Source organism: Sessilibacter sp. MAH1 (assembly GCF_054658315.1).
Window position 1 is genome coordinate 58,675 of record NZ_BAAGIC010000007.1, and the last position, 21,303, is coordinate 79,977.

At 44.2% G+C, this 21,303-nt stretch carries 21 protein-coding genes; 5 read left to right on the top strand and 16 right to left on the bottom strand.

Annotated elements, in window-relative coordinates; all coding sequences use genetic code 11:
• Positions 1-165: 165 nt before the first annotated feature.
• The 3 genes from hspQ to rimI are packed head-to-tail and all read left to right on the top strand — an operon-like array spanning position 166 to position 1,930.
• Positions 166-492 (top strand): heat shock protein HspQ, encoded by a 327-nt coding sequence (hspQ, locus tag ACYQ28_RS08875; RefSeq protein WP_460049606.1) that lies wholly within the window; start codon positions 166-168, stop codon positions 490-492.
• Positions 493-552: 60 nt separating this feature from the next.
• On the top strand, positions 553-1,449 hold the full coding sequence (locus ACYQ28_RS08880) for a hypothetical protein (protein WP_460049605.1): 897 nt from the start codon (positions 553-555) through the stop codon (positions 1,447-1,449).
• Positions 1,450-1,462: 13 nt separating this feature from the next.
• Complete coding sequence (rimI, locus tag ACYQ28_RS08885; RefSeq protein WP_460049604.1) at positions 1,463-1,930, top strand: ribosomal protein S18-alanine N-acetyltransferase; 468 nt, start codon at positions 1,463-1,465, stop codon at positions 1,928-1,930.
• 79 nt (positions 1,931-2,009) lie between these two features.
• Here the strand turns inward: rimI and ACYQ28_RS08890 are convergent, their stop codons facing one another.
• Positions 2,010-2,156 carry a hypothetical protein gene (locus tag ACYQ28_RS08890; protein WP_460049603.1) on the bottom strand — a complete coding sequence of 49 codons (147 nt, stop codon included), beginning with the start codon at positions 2,154-2,156 and terminating at the stop codon, positions 2,010-2,012.
• A gap of 242 nt (positions 2,157-2,398) precedes the next feature.
• Entirely contained in the window at positions 2,399-4,084 is a 1,686-nt protein-coding gene (locus tag ACYQ28_RS08895) for an NAD-dependent malic enzyme (RefSeq protein WP_460049602.1), read from the bottom strand.
• A 281-nt stretch (positions 4,085-4,365) separates the two neighbouring features.
• On the opposite strand from ACYQ28_RS08895, the gene hpf reads away from it, so the two are divergent.
• Complete coding sequence (hpf, locus tag ACYQ28_RS08900; RefSeq protein WP_460049601.1) at positions 4,366-4,674, top strand: ribosome hibernation-promoting factor, HPF/YfiA family; 309 nt, start codon at positions 4,366-4,368, stop codon at positions 4,672-4,674.
• 325 nt (positions 4,675-4,999) lie between these two features.
• On the opposite strand, the gene ACYQ28_RS08905 is transcribed toward hpf, so the two are convergent.
• On the bottom strand, positions 5,000-5,629 hold the full coding sequence (locus ACYQ28_RS08905; RefSeq protein WP_460049600.1) for a phosphoadenosine phosphosulfate reductase domain-containing protein: 630 nt from the start codon (positions 5,627-5,629) through the stop codon (positions 5,000-5,002).
• A gap of 199 nt (positions 5,630-5,828) precedes the next feature.
• On the opposite strand from ACYQ28_RS08905, the gene ACYQ28_RS08910 reads away from it, so the two are divergent.
• The gene (locus ACYQ28_RS08910) at positions 5,829-6,560 is read left to right on the top strand and encodes a glycerophosphodiester phosphodiesterase (protein ID WP_460049599.1); all 732 of its coding nucleotides are present in this window, start codon (positions 5,829-5,831) and stop codon (positions 6,558-6,560) included.
• Positions 6,561-6,573: 13 nt separating this feature from the next.
• Here the strand turns inward: ACYQ28_RS08910 and ACYQ28_RS08915 are convergent, their stop codons facing one another.
• The 13 genes from ACYQ28_RS08915 to nadD form a co-directional block, all read right to left on the bottom strand.
• Positions 6,574-8,655, bottom strand: a complete 2,082-nt coding sequence (locus ACYQ28_RS08915) for a thioredoxin domain-containing protein (protein ID WP_460049598.1) — start codon at positions 8,653-8,655, stop codon at positions 6,574-6,576.
• 300 nt (positions 8,656-8,955) lie between these two features.
• Positions 8,956-10,008, bottom strand: coding sequence for a DUF3080 family protein (locus ACYQ28_RS08920; protein ID WP_460049597.1), 1,053 nt, complete (start codon positions 10,006-10,008; stop codon positions 8,956-8,958).
• A 232-nt stretch (positions 10,009-10,240) separates the two neighbouring features.
• Positions 10,241-11,218 carry a lipoyl synthase gene (gene lipA / locus ACYQ28_RS08925; RefSeq protein ID WP_460049596.1) on the bottom strand — a complete coding sequence of 326 codons (978 nt, stop codon included), beginning with the start codon at positions 11,216-11,218 and terminating at the stop codon, positions 10,241-10,243.
• 66 nt (positions 11,219-11,284) lie between these two features.
• On the bottom strand, positions 11,285-11,986 hold the full coding sequence (lipB, locus tag ACYQ28_RS08930; protein WP_460049595.1) for a lipoyl(octanoyl) transferase LipB: 702 nt from the start codon (positions 11,984-11,986) through the stop codon (positions 11,285-11,287).
• A gap of 24 nt (positions 11,987-12,010) precedes the next feature.
• On the bottom strand, positions 12,011-12,289 hold the full coding sequence (locus ACYQ28_RS08935) for a YbeD family protein (RefSeq protein WP_460049594.1): 279 nt from the start codon (positions 12,287-12,289) through the stop codon (positions 12,011-12,013).
• A 113-nt stretch (positions 12,290-12,402) separates the two neighbouring features.
• Complete coding sequence (locus ACYQ28_RS08940; protein ID WP_460049593.1) at positions 12,403-13,584, bottom strand: D-alanyl-D-alanine carboxypeptidase family protein; 1,182 nt, start codon at positions 13,582-13,584, stop codon at positions 12,403-12,405.
• Positions 13,585-14,002: 418 nt separating this feature from the next.
• Entirely contained in the window at positions 14,003-14,962 is a 960-nt protein-coding gene (locus ACYQ28_RS08945) for a septal ring lytic transglycosylase RlpA family protein (protein WP_460049592.1), read from the bottom strand.
• Positions 14,963-15,125: 163 nt separating this feature from the next.
• Positions 15,126-16,139, bottom strand: a complete 1,014-nt coding sequence (mltB, locus tag ACYQ28_RS08950; protein WP_460049649.1) for a lytic murein transglycosylase B — start codon at positions 16,137-16,139, stop codon at positions 15,126-15,128.
• Between the two features lie 42 nt (positions 16,140-16,181).
• Positions 16,182-17,324, bottom strand: a complete 1,143-nt coding sequence (gene rodA, locus ACYQ28_RS08955; RefSeq protein ID WP_460049591.1) for a rod shape-determining protein RodA — start codon at positions 17,322-17,324, stop codon at positions 16,182-16,184.
• Complete coding sequence (gene mrdA, locus ACYQ28_RS08960; RefSeq protein WP_460049590.1) at positions 17,311-19,227, bottom strand: penicillin-binding protein 2; 1,917 nt, start codon at positions 19,225-19,227, stop codon at positions 17,311-17,313. Before mrdA ends, rodA begins: the two co-directional genes overlap by 14 nt.
• 401 nt (positions 19,228-19,628) lie before the next feature.
• On the bottom strand, positions 19,629-20,096 hold the full coding sequence (gene rlmH / locus ACYQ28_RS08965; protein ID WP_460049589.1) for a 23S rRNA (pseudouridine(1915)-N(3))-methyltransferase RlmH: 468 nt from the start codon (positions 20,094-20,096) through the stop codon (positions 19,629-19,631).
• A gap of 30 nt (positions 20,097-20,126) precedes the next feature.
• On the bottom strand, positions 20,127-20,504 hold the full coding sequence (gene rsfS / locus ACYQ28_RS08970) for a ribosome silencing factor (protein WP_460049588.1): 378 nt from the start codon (positions 20,502-20,504) through the stop codon (positions 20,127-20,129).
• 122 nt (positions 20,505-20,626) lie between these two features.
• Positions 20,627-21,292, bottom strand: a complete 666-nt coding sequence (nadD, locus tag ACYQ28_RS08975) for a nicotinate-nucleotide adenylyltransferase (protein WP_460049587.1) — start codon at positions 21,290-21,292, stop codon at positions 20,627-20,629.
• Positions 21,293-21,303: the final 11 nt, after the last annotated feature.

Consider the following 21,303-nt stretch of genomic DNA (forward strand, 5'->3'; position numbering starts at 1 on the left):
TGAAGGGATAAGATCATAAAATCTGACCAAACGTTTCAGATTTATTGGAAACACCAGTTTTAACATGAAACATTAGTCTTTTATTTTTAACACTAAAGTATAAAATGATGTAACACTATCTGCCTAATCGATCCTGTTATTTCAATTTGAAATATTTATCAAAACATGAATTCTGATAATTTTTTAAGAAGTAAATTTGTTGTCGGACAATTGGTTTTTCATAAACTGATGAACGAAAAAGCCGTTATTTTCGATGTAGACCCCTATTTCTCGAAGGATGACGATTGGTACCAAGAGATGGCGACCAATCAACCGGCTAAGAAACAACCTTGGTATCACGTACTGGTCAACAACACGTTGAATTGCGCTTATGTGGCGGAAGAAAATCTTGCTATGCCACCGGACAAAGAGCCTATCTTGCATCCGCAAATTTTTGACTATTTCACCAGCTACTACGATGGCTATTACCGCCTGAAAATGTTGGCTAATTGAGCGAAAGCCTCTACCATTCGGGTTTATTCGTCTTTCATTCTAAAAGTGTCGCCTAAGCCTGTGTTCGAAAGCCATCGCCACGCCTATTTAAAAGCATTAGGCATTGAAAACTACATGCCTCGTTGGCAACTGCCGGGAGCGCCGATAAGCCCGCAATGCGAGTTTATTGTGCCTGAGCACAACGCTGACGATATTACCGATACAGCGCTACCAGTGCAGGCTTCGGCGCTTATTGAGTCTGCGATAGCCTCTACTGTTTCTGCGTCTGCAACGATCAGCAAGCGTACAATTACCGAATCACCGATTCATACAACCTCGTTAGAATCGAAACCGGCTGTTAAGCAGCACGCTGAAATCGGCGATATACAATATCCCAAATTAGACGTAAGACCTGCTCTTAAAGAAAATTTCGAACAACCAAAGCCTCGAATTCAGCAAGCCAACACCACCAATACATCGATTAAGCCTGCAACTAAAAGCGAATCAGCACGTCGGCAAAATGTACGTTTCGCGTTGAATTTTTGGCGAGTGTCTGATGATCTTATGGTTGTTGATTCCCGCCATGCAGAGCTAGCGTTGCCCACCGAAAAACTCTTGGTAAACCTGCTTTTTGCCTTGGGTTTTCCTAAAGAGTTACCCAAAAGTGAAATCATTCGCTGGCCGGTTATTGAAGCACCGCATCAACCTCAAGATGCCAACGCGGCAAGAGACACGCTCAACGCGTTTATGGATGAAAAGTTTTTGTTAGATCCGGGCAAATATATTTTGCTGATGGGCGAAGACGCCGCAACCTACTTGCTGGACTCCGATACATCTTTTGCTGACAAACTCGGCAAACAATACCCAATGAGCGCGTTTTCGCTAACAGCCATTGTTACCCCTAGCCTCTGTGATCTGCTCCAAAATCCGAGTTTAAAGCGTGACACTTGGAACGCCGTGCAAGTACTGCGACGATAAAAAGACAACCACCATGACTGACTCGACGTTATCGCTGCGACCAATGCGCGAATCCGATATAGACGCTGTGTACGAAATTGAATGCGCTAGCCAATTTCATCCTTGGAGCAAACAAGAATTTTTAAACTCGTTAAAACCGCATCGCCGCGCTTGGGTGATTGAGCAAGATAGCCAAGTCTGCGCCTTTGCCGTTTTTGGTTTACTTGCCGGTGAATGCGAGCTGCTGACCATTGCCTGTGCAGTCAATGCCCGAAGAAAAGGCTTTGCTAAGACACTCATCGAGCATGCCTTCAAGGAGATTAATCCGGAATCAATTTTTTTGGAGGTTCGAGCAAGCAATACCAGCGCACAAGCACTTTACGAACAACTCGACTTTCACGAAGTAGGACTGAGGAAAAATTATTATCCCGCAGAGAATAATAAATTCGAAGACGCGTTGATTATGGTTTGGCAAAATCCAGAAGCCGAATTGACGCTTTAAACTCAGAGTATTACTGGCACCTTAACCCCAGAAAGTTGAAGCTTATGATGCTATGGCATCGAACGAAATATTTTGGAAATTAGCTTTGGTGGAAGCCCAGAAGACTTAGGCCTTCTAGACTCAACCCGGAAGTTAGACCAGTCGCTACAACACCCGAACAAACTGCACTCACACCATTTGTTACTGCTGCAATGCCGTGCTTTATATTTTGTCCTAGTATTCCCATAATACCACCTTCACTCTGAATTAATGCATTTGAAATAAACCAATTACTAACGTAATTTAAAACAAAGATTACGACAGTGAGCGCAGTTATTATGTTCATAGTGTCGAGATTGGGTATCGAACCCACTACTTCCACCAAAACTAACTGTTAAAGAATTATAAATATCCAGACAATGTATCAATATTCTCCAGTGGCTAACAAATAAATCCAGCAAATCTATCTACCCATTAAGCACAAGCCGCCTAGAAAGGCGCTCGCTTATAATTACGATATTCCGGCTTCCAGAAATTCTTTACAACGCGCTCGTCGATCTCTGCATCGGTTACCTCTGTGCTTACGCCATCTAATATTGCTTGACGATAAACAGCCTTGGCAATGACCGGGCTGATACTGCGACTGTCGGCAATGGAGGGTAATAAGGCGCCAGAACCTCGATTTGCTAAGGGCGACAAAGACGCTAAAGCGCGAGCCGCAGCCTTGATCATGCCGTCGGTAATGCGACTGGCCATGCTGGAAATAACACCAAGCCCTAAACCCGGAAAGATAAAGCTACTGCTGCACTGGGCGATCTCAAACAGCTCGCCAGCGTGATTGACCGGTGGAAAGGCAACACCGGTTGCAACGATGGCCTGGCCACGTGTCCAGCGCAGAAGGTCGCGAGGCTCTGCTTCAAGCCCCGAGGTTGGATTCGATAGAGGCATGATTACCGGCTGATCGCAGTGTTCATGCATCTTGGAAACGACGGCTTCTGAAAATAATCCGGGCTGACTCGAAACACCAATCAAAACACTCGGCTTGGCATTAGTGACCACATCGATCAAGCCAATAGCATCGGTATTTTGGGTTTTCCAACCTTTTAACGCCGCCTTAGATTGAGCAAAAGGTGACTGAAAATCTTGCAGATTCGCCATCTTATCTTGCAAGAGACCCCAGCGATCGACCATGTAGATTTTCGCGCGCGCCTGTGACTCTTTTAAGCCTTCAGACACCATCTCTTCAACCAATAGCTCGGCGATATTACATCCCAAAGGCCCGGCACCGAGAATACACACGGTTTGCTCGCTAAGCTTTTGGTTTTTATAGCGGCTAGCGGCAATTACCGAGGCCAGTGTCGCGGCGGCAGTGCCTTGGATATCGTCATTGAAGCAGCAAAGCTTGTCTTTGTAGCGATTCAAAATATAGGTGGCGTTGGTTTGTGCAAAGTCTTCGAATTGCAGCAAGGCATTAGGCCAGCGGCGTTTTACCGCGGCTACAAACTCGTCGATAAATTCGTCGTATTCGTCGCCGGTAATGCGACGGTGACGCCATCCCATATACAACGGATCATTGATTAACTTTTCATTGTTACAACCTGCGTCTAGCACCACCGGCAGAGTATAGGCGGGGCTGATACCGCCACAGGCCACATAAAGCGATAGCTTACCAATGGGAATACCCATGCCGCCGATACCTTGATCACCCAAACCTAGAATTCGCTCGCCATCGGTGACCACAATGGTCTTTACATTGTGTTTGGTCGCGTTTTGCAAAACGTCGTCGAGATTATCGAGATCTGGATACGAAATGAACAAGCCGCGGTGGCGTCGATAAATATGGGAAAACTGCTGGCAGGCCTGCGCGACTGTGGGTATGTAGATGAGTGGAATGATTTCTTCGAGATGATCAACCATCAGCCGATAAAACAGAGTTTCATTGGTATCTTGAATATTGCGCAGATAAATATGTTTACTGATATCGGAAGTGAACGTATTGAGCTGTTCGTATGCGCGCTCTTTTTGCTCTTCAATGGTTTCGATGGTGTGCGGGATTAAACCGACCAAATTAAAGTGTTCACGCTCGGTTTGCGTAAAAGCACTGCCTTTATTCAGCAGCGGCGTATCTAATAATGCGGGACCGGCAAACGGCACGTAAAGTGGTCTCTGTTTCATTCTGAGCCTTGCTAAAGAAACCTGTGATAAAAGAATTACCTAAAAACAGTATGCCTAGAATTCTACCTGTTTTTTGCAGTGATGGATGCAATTGTTTACCCGTTTTGTGTATAAAACGAAACTAATTCACCTCTAAATATACCAAGGTATATAACAGAATTTTTTTCGATCACGGTCAAATTTTCAGTAACAAAAAAAATAAATCTGTTTTGATCACTTGAAATTAACTTTGATCGGACTTAGTTTTAGTAATGCAAGTGAAAACAACAAGAGGAATCATTATGCAAATAGAAATTTCTGGTCACCACATCGAAGTTACCGAAGCTATGCGCAACAACGTTGAAGAAAGACTCCAGCGCCTTGTTAGCCACTACCCTTCCCTCGATAAAATTTCTGTTTTCCTCACCGTCGAACGCAAAGAACAAAGTGCCGAAATAACAGCCCAATATATGGGCGCACAAGTTGCAGTAAATGCAAAAGATCACGATCTTTACGCAGCAATTGCTGCAGCTGCTAAAAAAATGGATTCCGCATTAGGTCATCGTAAAGGCCAATTGCATGCCAACGATAAACACAAACCAGCCGCATAATTAATTACCATGTTTTACTAAATTACCCACGCGGTAATTTAGTAAAACTTGTCCAATAAAACACAGTCATTAAAACATTGTCAGTAAAATAAATCGCGTTGATTTCAAATTGAAATAAATACACGCTTTTAATTCCTGCGCTTTATTTACAATTCCCTTCTTGCTTGCCATCTTCCTGTATTTTAAATAATTCAGTTGTGTATTTTTTACGATAAAAAATAATTTAAATCGTTTATGTTTATGTTCGTTAATACAAAAAAAGGCTCCATAAAGAAGCCTTTTTAATGCAATTTATATTGCGCTGGTTATTTTTACAGATTTTTAATTAGCCAACGTGTAAACCGCACTCACGATTTTTAAGAACCTTGGTTGGGTCGTAATAATCGTCTTCGTTTTCAAGACCCTTTTCGTACAAATATTCTTCCATGTCGAGCTCGGTCCAATAAAATACCGGCGCCACTTTAATTAAACCAGTTTTACCATCAATGGTTACTACATCTAAAGAGTCCCTAAAGGGAGTTTGTTCTTTTCGAATGGCAGTAAACCAAACCTCTGGTTGATGCTCGCTCATAGCGCGATTAAATGGTTCTAATTTTACTTCTTGCGTGAAGGCATCATGAGCAACGGTATCATCGATATCAGGAATACCGCCAAGAGTAACTTCGCGGCGTTTTGCGGTTACACGCGGTGTGTAATAAAACATGTTCAAGTTGAGTTTTTTGATCAAAGCGTCTGCAAAACGATAGGTAGCTTCGGTGTTGTATCCGTGGTCAACGCAAATCACCGGCATACTTGGCGCTTGTTCGTTGATCATGTTTAAGATCACGGCTTCGAAGGGACCGAAATTCGTGGTAACCAATGTTTTTTTATTCAATGACAACGCCCAACGGATAATCTCTTCGGGTCTGGCATCTTTGAGTTCGGCGTTGACTTTTGCAATGTCGATATCGGTCATAGTTATACTCCGTCGGAATCGGCCGTGTACAGGCCGAGATAAATCGTAGCACTATTCTAACATTTTAAGCCTCTAGCTTGTAACGTAAGACTTTGGCAGAATCGCCCAAACCACAGACTGTCATTATTTCACTCCATACTGATCCTATTTATCCGTCTATAGCGAAACTATATACAACTATCGTTTTACAGCGAACTTTTTGAGTCTTAAACAAGCTATGCCTATCAAATGTATTGGTCACCGCGGCGGCGGTATGTCGGCGGGTTTTGCAGAAAACTCTCTTGCTTCGATCGAGCACGGACTCTCATTGGGTGTCGATGGCATTGAGATCGACGTTTGGGATTGCCAAGGCGAGCTGCTGGTTTTTCACGACCGTCGCCTAGGTCGAGTGTTGTCTGGTAATGAATTATTACTTGAGCTTTCACCTCAAGCGCTAAAAGCTCGCGCCAGAAAGCAAGGCTTTGATCTGCCAACACTGCAAGAAGTTATGACGTTGATTGGCGACCGAGCCTTTTTGAACATTGAAATCAAAGGCCCGAACTGTGCACATTTGGTGGCAAAAACGATTGAAGCTCAAGTCATTGATGCACAAAGAACCTACGAACAGTACGTTGTTTCTAGTTTTGATCATCACCAGATTCAAAACCTACTCACCATCAATGAGCGCATTCCTCGCGGCGTACTTATTGAAGGTGTTCCTTTAGACATTATCGCGTCCTGCAAAGCCTTAAAAGCTCACTTTTTAGGCGCCGGACTGACTTACATTCGACAACATCTGATTGATGACAGCCACCGTATCGGAACCGAATTTTGGGTGTACACCGTTAATCATCTCGACGACATCAGGCACTTAGACGCCATGGGAGTCGACGCTGTATTTACGGATTTGCCGCAACTAATGATGAACCCAGAATTGGCTGAGGTGGTTTAGGCGAAGAGTCGAGTTACTGAATCTTGTCGCCGGTTGTGAGAGGTTGAGCAGCGAGGGCATCGACAATGGCGGATTCTAAGCTCTCGTAGGATTCAAGTTCGTTTTGCTGGTCTGCGCCAATACATAATAAAGCGCGCGTAGGCTCTGCATCTAGAGTGGGATCTGTAAGCACATCATCAACCACTGCATAACAATGAATATCGTTGATGAATTTTGCAACCAATCGCTCACGCCAAACGCCTGCCTCAGGCCCAGTTAACATGACTTGTACAGGCGGATACTTCAGCTCCACCAAGGCTTGTAGCAAACTGTCGTGCAACTGCGGTTGCAACTCAATAGATGTCCACAATGCCTGCAAAATTTCTCCGGCCTTATCAAAATAACGTTGCTCAGAAGACAAATTACCCAAACGAGCAAAAACCTTAGCGGCGATGCCATTACCCGCAGGTGTTACTCGATCGTAAATGGGTTTACTGCGATAGATCAGCTGCTCGTGTTCGTCACTGCTGAAATACAAGCTACCGGTTTCGGGATCATTGAAGTTATCCATAACGAAATCGGCAAGTTGAACCAACAATCGGAAATCTTGATCTCGCCAGTTAGATTGCAGCGACTCCAATATGGCATCCATTAAGAACACGTAATCGTCCAAGAAACCCAGAATCTTCGCTTCGCCACCTTGCCAAGTCGCGTAGAGGCGACCGTCGATCCACAGATTGTGGCTGATAAAATCCAAACATTCTTGAGCGGCATTGATCATCGATACATCATTCAAGATGCGACCCGCTATCGATAAACCACGGATTGCCAAGGCATTGCTGGCGCACAAAATCTTATGATCGCGCTCAGGTGCGGGACGTCGTCGTCGAGCGGCCAACAATTTCGCCAAAGCACGCCGATAAACTTGGTTAACAACTTTTGGCTCGATATCTAAAACAGACACCACATCGGCAACGCGTCCCACGATTTGCAGATGCCACAATCCCAAAAAGTTGGGCATGCCTTGCCATTTGCACAGTATCGACATAACTCGATATTCGATGGGCGTTAACAGACGTTTAAGCTCTTCGGTTTGCCAGCAGTAATAACCGCCATCGCCGCGTTCGCTGTCGGCATCCAGCGCGCTGTAAAAAGCACCATAACCGTTGGACATTTCTGCACACATCCAACTGGCAATACCCTGCGCCGTTTTGGCAAACAATTGCGAGTTAAACACCCGCGCTGATTCCGCATAGATAGCCAGTAGCGAAGCGTTGTCGTACAGCATTTTCTCAAAATGAGGAATGCTCCAGGTGGCATCCGTGGAGTAACGAAAGAAACCTCCGGCAAGAACATCGCGAATGCCGCCTCGGGCCATCATGGCTAAGGTCAACTGCAAGTGTTGTCGAGCACGCTTACCCAGTAGTGAATCTTCACGGCCAGCAATCATTAATCGCTGTAATTGGAATGACAACGCAAATTTTGGCGCTTCGCCAAAGCCGCCGTGTTGTGGGTCGGCTTGTTGCAGCAGATTACGAACCGCCGCCTGGGCAGGATCTAATGAAAAATATTCCGAAGGAATAGGCTTTTGAATATGTGCGTCGAGCTGATTGTAGCCATTTCTGACCTGTTCGATCATCGCGTGATACTGTTCTTGATCACCGTGATAAAAACCAAGCACACGCTGCATTAAATCAGCAAAACCTAATTGAATGGTATTGGATGTTGGCGGGTAATAGGTACCAACCACAAAAGGGTACAAAGTCTGCGGACACAAAAATACCGTGAGCGGCCAGCCACCGGGTTGGCCCGCCAATAATTGATGACCGGTTTGGTAAATATCATCAATGTCTGGACGTTCTTCGCGATCGACCTTAATACAAATAAAATTTTCGTTAAGTTCGCGAGCAATTGCAGGACTGCTAAAGGTTTCACTGGCCATGACTCGGCACCAATGATTAGCGCTATAACCTACAGAAAGGAAAATCGGTTTATTGGACAGGCGTGCATCCTCGAGAACCTTTGGGCTCCAAGTCTGCCAATGAACGGGGTTGTCTTTGTGTTGCAACAAATAAGGGCTGGATTCTTCAGCCAAAATGTTTGCATAAGAGGTCATCAATTTTTGCCTGTCCTGACATTTTTCTGAGACAAAACAACGGGAATTTGGGTTTCTTATTCCAAAAAAATTGTTAAGTAAACAGAAATAGCACGTTCCGTGCTGAAAATCCCTGACGCGCTCATCGCTTATGAAATTTTGCGCAAAACGGCTTTGTACCGAACTTTAGGCCAAGTGTCTACTTTATCAATCTAACTTTACTTGAACGCTAATAATTTATTTTCGAATAAATTTAGCGTAAACAGATCTATAAATATCGAAGAATTTTTTCGTTTTATTTTTTGCAATAAATAAGAATATTTATTTCGGTAATAAACCACACTGATCTAATTGTTTTTGCCATAACTGAGTATGCAAGCCTACTGCTCGATTAAAGCGGCTCCATAAACTATCGGGATTTTCAACAGACCAATTACTTTGCCAATATCGATTAAATTCAACCACTTGCGGGCTATTCTTAGAATCCATCAAATCTACATTCAATAATTCTAATTCAAGAACTAAAGGTTTCGTCGATTGATGAATCAACGCTAAATAAGGCTGAACTTCACCAATGTAAAATTTTAAAAATACATTTTCTAAAACACCAGCTTGGCGGTTTTTTTGCTGGCTAAAGCATAATGGTCGCGCATTCAGCCGATCTGTCATCGCATCATTTAAAACATTTAATCTGGATAAAGCCAATTTTATTGAAAGTAGCAATTTACCTAAATATTTTTCAGAACCGATAACCTGATAATTAAATTCTATATTTTGAGATGGAATGATTTTTCGATTTAGCCAATCGGCCTTAGATTTATTTAATTGTTGCAGCGCTGCAATCAGTTCTGATGGTTTTTGTGAATTGGGTTCAAGAGATTTAGACGCAACTGAAAATAAATTGTGAAATTCGTTACTCGCCCACAACGCATTCCACACCACATTGGGTCTTTGCTGAATTTTATCCACTAGCACCTGCGTTAATTTTTGCGTCAAATCATCTTCGGGCTCATGTATTTCTAAATAGGCCAAACACTCTTGCAAGAGTTGAATAAATTCCGCTTCGTAAATCCATCGCTGTGAATGACTCATGAATTGGCCGAGGCTACTGTTACGTTCGCCTATCAAACGCTGTAATTGGCACGGCGTTAATTCAAGAAATTCCAGAATATCAATACTTTGAGCGACTAATTCGATGGTTAATTCACGACGTGAAGGAAACTCCTGCAATTCAATAGTGGAGCGGTCTGCAAGGGTCAAATTCAACGCATTACTCAGGCGGGATTGATAGCGGTCGAACATAGACTCTGCTAGATCGGCTTGTTTGCACGACGTGAGAGAGCACAACAAAACTGCTGCCGCTATGTGCTTCAAAACTCTCGAAACACTTAGTTTATTTTCCGTAAAACTCATTGCTATTGGTTTCTATTGGACGCTTATATTGCTTAAACGAATTTTAAACGGCGCGCTAAATCACAAGACTCAACAAATAATAAAAAAACACCATAGATACGCAAACATCTGCGACAAGGTTTTGCATTTAACCGGTGCACTAGACACAAAAAAACCGGTACAAGTACCGGTTTTTTTAAACGCGCGTTGAAAATTAAATTTCTTCGCCGTGCGCTTGTTTATCTGCGTGATAAGAAGAACGAACTAAAGGCCCACACGCCGCATGGACAAAACCGAGCTCTTGGGCTTTTTGCGTGTATTCCTCAAACTCTTCTGGCGTCACATAACGATCTACCGCTAAATGATCTTTAGAAGGCTGTAGGTACTGACCGATGGTGAGCATATCAATATTATGTTCACGCATGTCTTTCATGACTTCGAAGATTTCTTCTTTGGTTTCACCCAATCCAACCATAAGCCCTGATTTGGTTTTCACATCGGGACGCATGGCTTTGTATTCTTTTAACAGTTTCAGCGACCATTGGTAATTTGCACCCGGACGCGATTGTCGATACAGGCGAGGAACCGTTTCTAGGTTGTGGTTGAAAACATCGGGCGCTTCTTTGGCCAAAATATCTAGAGCTATGTCCATTCGACCTCGAAAATCTGGGGTAAGGATTTCCACCTGAAGATTCGGCGATAGAATTCTCGACTCGCGAATGCAATCTGCGAAGTGTTGTGCACCACCGTCACGAAGATCATCGCGATCAACCGACGTGATTACCACGTACTTTAAGCCCATTTCAGCAATTGCTTGAGCAAGATGCGCAGGCTCACCGGGATCGAGTGGATTTGGCTTACCATGGCCAACGTCGCAAAATGGGCAACGACGGGTACAGATGTCACCCATAATCATAAAGGTTGCGGTTCCGCCACTGAAACACTCACCTAAGTTAGGACAACTCGCCTCTTCACACACGCTGGATAGGCCATTTTTGCGCAGAATCTTCTTGATACGATCAACTTCTGGGGATGCAGGAAGACGCACTCGAATCCAATCTGGTTTACGCTGGAAACTGTCGCTAGCAATCACTTTTACCGGAATACGTTCAACTTTATCGGCGTTTCTCAGTTTTTCCCCTTGCTTGTGGCGCTGGGTACGTTTAACCGGCTGGAATTCAGGAGTGGTCATGGCGTTCTCTAGTTATAGTGAATCAATTTGTGCAACGCGCACTGCTTTGCAGCAATGATAATCAATTTACGGAAGTACGGGTAACTCGGTTGAGTATGATGCGTGATTGTATCGCAAATTTGCCATAAAGGACTCGATCAGTTTTGATTGTACTTGGCAAATTAGTTGGCAATCTGAAGGACTTTCGCCCGACAAGCAATCTTTTACCTGAGTCATGGCTAAACCCGCATAACCACAAGGGTTTATCGCTAAAAATGGGGACAAATCCATAGCGACATTCAACGCCAAACCGTGGATGCTGTTGCCGTTTCTCACACGTAAACCAAGGGACGATATCTTATGCTCTCTGGCGTCTTTTTCAACATAAACACCCGGCGCATCGGATTTTGGATAGCTGTTAATGTTGAAGGCCGATAAGGTATCAACCACCGTTTTTTCAATCTGTGTGACCAAATCCCGTACACCCAATTTGGCGCGACGAAGATTGATTAGGGGATAAGCAATAATCTGCCCAGGACCGTGATAAGTAACCTGACCACCACGGTCAGATTGAATAACCGGAATAGCTCCTGGGTTGAGCAGATGTTCTGCCTTACCAGCCTGACCTTGAGTGAATACCGGCGGATGCTGCAACAGCCATAACTCGTCGATAGTGTCGGGCTCACGTGCATGGGTGAAGTCCAACATGGCTTGCCAACTCTGTTGATAATCAACAAGTCCGAGTTGGCGAATAATGAGATCGGTAGTGTCGCGAAGCTCTATAGACACGAAAAATCCTAACGGGCGTTTGTTTCAAAGCACCATTTTAACCAATTTGTTGGACTTTAGGTCATCAAAAATTGCTTGTAGTTGGTCAACGCCGGTCGCTTCTATGGTAACTGTCAATGATTGAAAGGTTCCCTTAGCACTATCACGAATGACAATCGTCTCTGAATCGAATCCGGGTGCATGTCGATGGAAAACTTCCACTACCAACGCATGCAGATCTTTACCGGCGGTACCCATAACCTTAATGGGGTAGTCAGGACAAGGAAACTGAATTTTAACGTCTTCTGGATTTACATCTGCCATGGTTTGAAGCCTGTGGTCTACTGAATTTAGGACTTAATATCATTAAAGAAGAAACCATCGACTAGCTTAATGAGCATTAGTCAGTGGCTTCGATAAGAGCTTTTCATCAACGCCTAACTGGAAAACAAGTTGATAAAGAACAGCTTTAATCCATCCCAAAGACGCGCTAGAAAACCGGCTTCTGCCACGGCATTAGCAGCCAACAGAGAATGTTTGGCTACAACTTCACCATCTAAGGTGATAGTGACTTCACCCAACGCTTGGTTTTGCTCAATAGGCGCTCTTATGGTTTCGTCGATACGAATGTCTGATTGAAGGTTTTTACCGGAACCTCGTGGAATGGTCAGATCGAGATCTGCACCAACGATCAAATCGACATGATTGTCTTGGCCCGCCCAAACTCGTGCGGTGGCTAAGACCTCATCGGCAGAGAACTGCTTGTGCGTTTCGTAGTAACGAAAACCGTGGGCTAGGAGTTTCTGAGACTCATCCGCACGTGCGCTTTCAGAACGCGTTCCCATAACCACTGAAATCAATCGCATGTCGTCGCGAACGGCAGAAGCTACCAAGCAGTAACCAGCCTCGTTGGTATGACCGGTTTTAATACCGTCAACCGACTTATCCCTAAATAAAAGTTTATTACGGTTCGATTGGGTTTTTGTCTCTTCACCAGGAGCACCGTAGGTAAATTCTTGTTCTGAATAAATGTTGTAATGCTCAGGATGATCATTGATTAAAGCCCGCGCTAGCAGTGATAGATCCCAAGCAGTGGTGAGATGACCTTCGGCGGGCCAACCGGTAGAGTTTTTAAATTGTGTATTGTTCATACCTAATAGAGCAGCTTGTTGATTCATAATATCAACAAACGCTTCTTCACTTCCGGCGATATATTCCGCCAGAGCGACCGTCGCATCATTACCGGATTGAATGATCACGCCGCGCAACAAATCTTTAACAGAAACTTCGGTGCCCTCGCGAATAAACATTCTTGAGCCACCCATTTTCCAGGCGCGTACACTAATGGGCACCATATCGGTCATATTGATATGACCTCGATCGATTTCGCCTGAAACAATGTAACTCGACATCATTTTGGTGAGACTTGCAGGAGGCAATGGCTCGTGAGAATTGTGTTCAACCAAAACTTCTCCCGTGGCAGCATCAATTAAAAGATAACTGGACGCCGCTAACTGGGGAGGCGCTGGAATAATCAGTTGTTGGGCTGAAGCAGAATTCACTGCAACGAAAAAAATAACAAATAAAGACCAAAAAGATCGTGTTAAAAAATTAGACATATTATTAAAAATAAGTACTTTTATCTGGGTGGATTGTTTGGAGACTATGACCTAGCAAGCGCAAAAAAAGTTTTATGCACACAGTCATTCATACAACTGGAATAAAAACACGAACAAGCTTTTTAAATAGACGTGCTTTTTCTTTAACAATTACTGCAAAGCGTAAGCACCTTATCAAACCAAGAAGCACTTCGCTAATATCTGCGACAAAATTATTTTGATTTCATATACAAAATTCAATAGCAAACCCTGATTGACTTGAAGTTTCCAGCGACTTAGGTATGTGTCGCTAATGTCAAGAACGATAAGCAATTGAAATTATGAAGAAATTAGAAATCGCATTTTTAATTTCTGTCCTCTGATAAATCACGGAGGCGTTAATCAGCGGTTTCAATAATTTAAAATATGCACACGGGTTTTATTCGTAAACCAGATGATGACCCGTGACATTACTTTGCGTCAGAAGATTTCGCAGTTTTGCCAATTGCAAATTATCGACAATGGGGCCAATACGAACTCTGTACAATCGTGTTTGTGGATCAGGTGTATTGATAATGACCGGTGAACCGGTAATAACGGCGATATTTTTTCGATGCAACTCTGCCGCTTGCTGGCTTGAGAAAGCACCGACCTGTAGATAAGTATTTGCTGGTAAAGCGGAGCCTTCTGAAGCTAATGGCGCCGGTGGTTCATTGGAGACTCTGGGCGCAGGAGAAATAATACCGGTACCTTCTCCGTAAATTAAATTCTCTTTTTGCCAAGCAATAGGATCTATAGCCACCACTTCAACATTTGCTGTACCTGCATTTAAAAATCCAAGCTTTTTAGCAGCGGTGTACGAAAGATCGATAATCCTGCCGGAATGGAACGGGCCTCGATCATTAATACGAACAATTACCTTGCGGCCATTTTCAAGGTTGGTTACTTGCACATAAGACGGGATTGGTAAAGTTTTATGGGCGGCAGTCATACCGAACATATTATAAACTTCGCCGTTGGCGGTATTGTGGCCGTGGAATTTTTTTCCATACCAGCTGGCGAATCCTCGCTCGCGATAATTTTGCGCACTCGACAGGACATGATAGGTTCGTCCGGCAACGCGGTACGGGCTTTTATTACCAGCACGAGTTATTTCTTCGGGAATGGGCACCGCGTCGGGAATGTGATCGACAGCGTAAGACTGATCAGGTGCGCTATCGTGTTGTTGGGAATAGCGTCCTTCGTTATTTGACTCTTGCGGAACCGGAGTTTGTTGGGAGGTATTGTCATAGGATTTGAATGCACAACCGCCGATAAATAGAACCAGCGTAAGCACAATAAGTTTAAAGCTTATAAAAAAGCTCTTTCCACAAAATACAGTATTTCCCTGAAAAAACACGCTTTACACCCGATGACAATAATCGAAGTTTTGTAGCATACCACGATCAATTACCGCGGCGCCGAAGTTAGGTTGATTTTACGTATGGCAGTAACCCGTGAGTTATCGTGATTACTGCCCATAAAAACCGTAGTTGATTAGAAACGTGAAGATCAATAAATTGCTAGAATGTTTTTTCGGCTTTCGCTTTTTTAATTTCTTCAGCTAACTGATACACCGCCATAGCATACATGGTTGAGCGATTGTAGCGAGTAATCACATAAAAATTATGGAAACCCGCCCAATACTCCGACCCTTTTTCACCTTCAAGCTCAAAAACTCGCAAGGGAGTTGGTGGAGCTTGTATCGATGTTAAAGTAAATCCAGCCTGGGTAATTTCTTCAAGACTGCGAGAAGGTTTTAGATCATCACTCAAAAGCGTTGCATCAAAGTTATCATCTACACGAACGCGATCGGTAACAGGTTGATTAGCCTGCCAACCATGAACCTTAAAGTAGTTGGCTACCGAACCAATAGCATCGACGGGATTGTTCCAAATATCGATAAAAGCATCGTCGTCAAAATCTTTGGCGTAAGCACGATAGCTCGACGGCATAAATTGACCGTAACCCATGGCACCGGCGTAAGATCCGGTAAGGTCAACTGGTGATTTACTCTGCTCACGGGCTAACAACAGGAACTCTTTGAGTTCTTTGCGAAAAAATTCAGAGCGCGGCGGATAATCAAACGCCAATGTTGATAAGGCATCAATGACTCGGTAACCACCGGTGTTGTTACCATAGCGCGTTTCAACGCCAATAATAGCCACAATCATTTCGGCAGGAACACCAAAGGTTTGTTCTGCTCTGGCCAAGGTCTCCTGATTGGCAATCCAAAAATCAACGCCTAAAGAAATTCGAGACTCAGTGACGAAAATGTTTCGGTATTCTTTCCAAGGCTTACTTTTTTCAGCCGGACGAGCGATGGCTTTTAAAATAGAATCTTTTCGCACGGCGTCATCGAACCAAGCGTTAAGTTGTTCTTTGTTGAATCCGTACTCCGAAACTAACTCATCAACCAATTTTTGCTTTTCGGGATTATTAGAATAATCTCCAGCATAGGCTACCGTCGCAGCAGCACTAAGAGCCGTGCTAAAAACCGCTAAATTAAAGCCGCGTTTAAGGGTTACAAAATTTATCACTGACTCTCCTACCATTTCTTACCTAGGCTTTAGGTGTATTTAAGGTTCCTTACGACGCTGGGTTGCCACCGCCATTAAAAGACCAAAGCCCATCATTAACGTCAACAAAGAAGTTCCACCATAACTAACAAAAGGCAAGGGAACGCCCACAACCGGTAGTAATCCTGAAACCATGCCGATATTAACGAAGATATAAACAAAAAGCGTGAAGGTAATACTGCCTGCGAGCAAACGACCAAACGTTTTTTGCGAAGTTGCCGCAATCATAACGCCGCGAGTTAGCACTAAAATATAAAGCCCTAACAAACAAAGCACACCTTCTAAACCGAATTCTTCCGCTAATACGGCAATAATAAAATCGGTATGGCTCTCTGGTAGAAAATCTAATTGCGATTGAGTTCCGTTAAGCCAACCTTTGCCGGTAATTCCACCGGAACCAATAGCGGTTTTTGACTGAATGATATTCCAGCCAGCACCCAACTTATCGGCCTCTGGATTCAGCAAGGTTAGAATTCGGGTACGTTGATAATCGTGTAAAACAAAATGCCACGCAGGCCAAGCACTGGCTAGTACTAATCCCAAAGCAGAAATAATGTAACGCCAAGGCAACCCCGATAAAAACAACACAATGAGACCAGACATCGCAATCAATAACGATGTACCCAAATCAGGCTGTTTAAGAATCAGAACACTGGGAATTATGACCAACACCAACGTAAAAAATATGTGTTTAAAACGTGGCGGCAACATGCGTCGAGACAAATACATAGAAATCGTCAACGGCATTGCAAGCTTGAGAATTTCAGAGGGTTGAAACCTAAAGCCGCCCAGATCGAGCCATCGCTGGGCACCTTTTGCACCCACGCCAACCACCAACACGGCGGCGAGCAAACCGACACCGGCCACATACAAAAGCCAGCACCACCGCTCTAAAAACGACAAGTTAAACTGCGCAATGGTGAACATCACACAATAACCCACCGCGAAAAATACCGCCTGCCGCTTAATGTAGTGAATATCTGCGCCGCCGGCGCTGTAGAGTACAACTAGGCCGAATCCTGTGAGCGCCAACAAAAGCACTAACAGAGGTAGATCGATATGAATTCGACTCCAAAAAGTATCTTGACGCTGAACATCCCAGGAGGTCCCCGGTAATCGACGCAAAAAATCAGCCGTTGACACCCGGAAGCTCCTGTTGTTTTTCGGTAGGATTTTTATCGCTGGAAATCTGCTGTCTCGCCTTTTCTTCTTCAATCGCTAAGTAGGTTTCAACCACCTTACGAACAACCGGAGCGGCTTCGGAAGATCCACCTTCACCGTTTTCAACAATCACGGCAACAGCAATTTTGGGGTTATTAAGAGGTGCAAAACCAACAAATAATGCATGATCTCGATTTCTTTCAGACAAGGCGTCACTGTCGTATTCTTCGTCTTGAGCAATACCAACGACCTGCGCGGTGCCTGATTTTCCCGCCATTTTAAAAGACATATCGCGTCCGACTCGATAAGCCGTACCACGTGGATGATGCATAACCTCACTCATAGCATTAAAAATATAATTCCAGTGACCATCGGCTACGTCTAACAACATTTTTGAGTCTGCCGAGTCTGCAACTACCGGATCAACATTTTGTGCTATTCGTGGTTGAATTCTTTTTCCGCGATTGGCTAGGGTTGCGGTCATTTCCGCCAATTGCAGGGGCGTTGCCAGCACATCACCCTGACCAATGCCAACGTTTAACGTGTCACCGGGAAACCAAGGCAAACCGCGGTTTTGTCGCTTCCAAGTTCTAGACGGCCAAATGCCTTTTCGCTCACTGGGAAGATCAATGCCGGTGTAATCGCCCAAGCCAAACTGACTTCCAAACTCATGCAATCTGTCGATACCTGAACGATAGGCAAGGTCGTAATAATAAGTGTCGCAGGATTCACGAATGGCGGAATTCATATCGACCCGACCGTGACCGCCTTTTTTCCAATCGCGATATTTTCGCTCTTCGTTATCGAGCTGATAAAAACCCGGATCATAAATCGCGACATTAGGATCGACCACACGATGATAAAGACCGCCCAAAGCCACCATGGGCTTGATGGTTGAGCCAGGCGGGTATTCGCCTTGAATGGCGCGGTTAAATAAGGGCAAGTCTCGTGACCCAGTCAGTCGGTTATAGTCAGAATGACTGATTCCGGTAACAAATAGGTTGGGGTCGTAACTCGGCGAGCTAACCATGGCGAGAATGCCACCGGTTTCGATTTCAATCGCGACAATTGCGCCGCGACGGCCATTTAAAGCCTCTAAACCGGCGCGTTGTACTTGGCTATCAAAATACAGATGTAAATTCTCACCAGGCTCAGGCGGTGTTTGTTCAAGTACGCGGAGCACTCGGCCTCGGGCGTTAGTTTCTACGTTTTCAAAGCCAACTTTGCCCAGCAATAAATCTTCGTATTGGCGTTCTAAACCAATTTTACCGATCGTGTAGGTTCCACTGTAACGCTTATATTCTTCTTCAGAAAACGAGCGAAGTTCGCGTTCGTTAATACGACCAACGTAGCCTACCGTATGTGCATAGAGGTCGGCCATTGGGTAATGGCGAACGAGCTGTGCATCTACTTCCACACCTTCAAGGCGATACTCGTTAACAGCAACTCGGGCGATTTCTTCTGGTGTGAGCTGGTAACGCAAAGGAACTGCTTCGAAAGGACGGCGGCGCTGTTTTAGTCGAGAGTGAAATTTTTCAACGTCGCCTTCATCAAACTCAACCAATTCCGACAAGACTTGAAGAGTTTCGTCGAGATTACCGACGCGCTCCTTAACAATACTGAGCGTATAACTGGCTCGATTATCGGCAAGTAAAATGCCGTTGCGATCGTAGATGAGGCCACGGGTAGGTGCTAAAGGACGAACGTGAACGCGATTGCGCTCGGATTGAGTGACATAGTCGTTATAGTGAACAACCTGTAAACTGTAGAAACGCACTACCAGAATTGATAATAAAACAATCATAAACAAAGCAATTACAAACAATCGATTTCGAAAAATCCTCGCCTCTCGAAAATGATCTTTTAATGTTTGTTGTTCGCTCATGTGTTTTGCGACTGTTCCGTCAAATACCTTAGCGGGACTGAATACCCAACTCTGGATGTTTTTTATATAGCCGCGCAGTTAATGCACGTTAAAGACTGATCTTACAAATTGCTCTAGTTTAGAAAACAAAACACTCAAACTCAGCCAATATTAGCATAAAGGCCTTTCGTTCAAGCTTAGACAGTTTTTGAATATTTCTCTAAATCTAGCCACAAAAGACCGCCATCAAATGCTCAGGCAGCCTCAGACCTGTATTATTCAATAATGTTTAAAGGAATTCTGATTCATTCAGAACTTTTTAGCGATACAAAAAAAGCGTCACCAACGTCAATCACCATACATCATTAAGCTTTTTACACTGCGATTAATTCATCAATGCATTAATCACAGATTCCTTAATATTATTTATGGTACGGGTGATTATTTAAAATACTTACAGCTCGGTAAATTTGTTCGGCCAGCAAAATTCGCACAATAGGATGCGGTAATGTCAAGGCCGATAACGCCCACTTTTGCTGAGCACGAGCTATACAATCTGGGGATAAGCCGTCTGGACCGCCCACTAACAAAGTGATGTTGTGGCCATCCATTTTCCAGCGATCGAGTTGCTGAGACAAAACCTCGGTACTCCACGGTTTCCCCGATAAATCCAACGCTACAACCCAATCTTTTTCATCGATGGCATCAAGCATTCTTTTGCCTTCATCAGAAATAGCTGTAGCGGTTGATTGGTTTTTGCCACGATGAGCCAGAGCCAGCTCGCGGATTTGCAGATCGATTTCACGGGGAAGGCGTTTAACATATTCGTTCACGCCCGCAGTTACCCAGTCTGGCATCTTGGTGCCGACGGCTAGGATGGTAATTCTCATAACAACTCAGTTTCTAACGATTAGAAGCCATCACACAGAATTGGAACTGACTTGTGGCGTTTCAATACGGTGCTTAGGCGCCTTAGACCACAATTTTTCTAAATCGTAGAAATCTCTCATAGCAGGCATCATGACATGCACTACGATATCGCCAAAATCGACTAATACCCATTCGCCTTGATCTTCACCCTCAACACCAAGAGGCATAATCCCGTGAGATTTCGCTTCGCTGGCAACGTGTAGAGCAAGAGATTTGACGTGTCGGTTGGAAGTACCACTGGCAATGACCAAGGTATCGGTTACATCGGTGAGTTCTGCTACATCTAGTTCGACGACATCCTTGGCTTTGAGATCACTGAGCGCCTCAAATACAACGCTTTTAATGTCGGTAGGAATGGTTTCGGTCATCTATCCTCGCGAATTTTAATGAAAAATAATCAAAATAGACGCGCTAACACAGGCGTCGTCTAATCATTGTACTACTATCTGCCAAGATCTACAGGTTTAAATAATAGCTGCTCGGCGAAAAGTTACGGATGGTAAAGCTTGTGTGACTTTATGTAATCTAAAACTGCATCTGGAAGTAAAAACTGCGGTGAGCGATCATCCTTTAAAAGCGCTCTGATGTCGCTGGATGAAATCGGCAACATGCGCAGCTGTGTGCAAAAAATCTTTCCTGCAGGCGATGCTTGTAAGTCACCCAGCTCAAAAGATTGATGCATTTTTAAAAACTCCCCCACCTCGCCGGATACAGGAAAGTCGTAATCTGGCCGCTGCACAACAATGATGTGCGCACAATCTAAAAGCTCTCGCCAGCGATACCAAGAGCTGAAATTCACCAAAGAATCTGATCCCATAATCCAACACAGCGACTGATTAGTCATGAGCTCCGATCGAATTTCTATCAAAGTATCGTAAGAATACGAAGGCCCTTCGCGTTTAAGTTCGCGATCATCAACCATCAACTCACTACAGCTTTGCACCGCGAGATTAACCATCGCCAAACGGTCTTCGGCACGACAATGGTAGTTACTTTTATGAGGCGGAATACTGGCAGGCAACAATCGCATCTCAGCGAGATGCAACTGCTGTTTAATTTCAAGAGCAAGTCTTAGGTGGGCGTTGTGAATGGGGTCGAAGGTTCCGCCCCAAACACCAATTAGTTGTCTTTGTAACTGTTCTTGTCGCTCACCCATCAACGTTATTG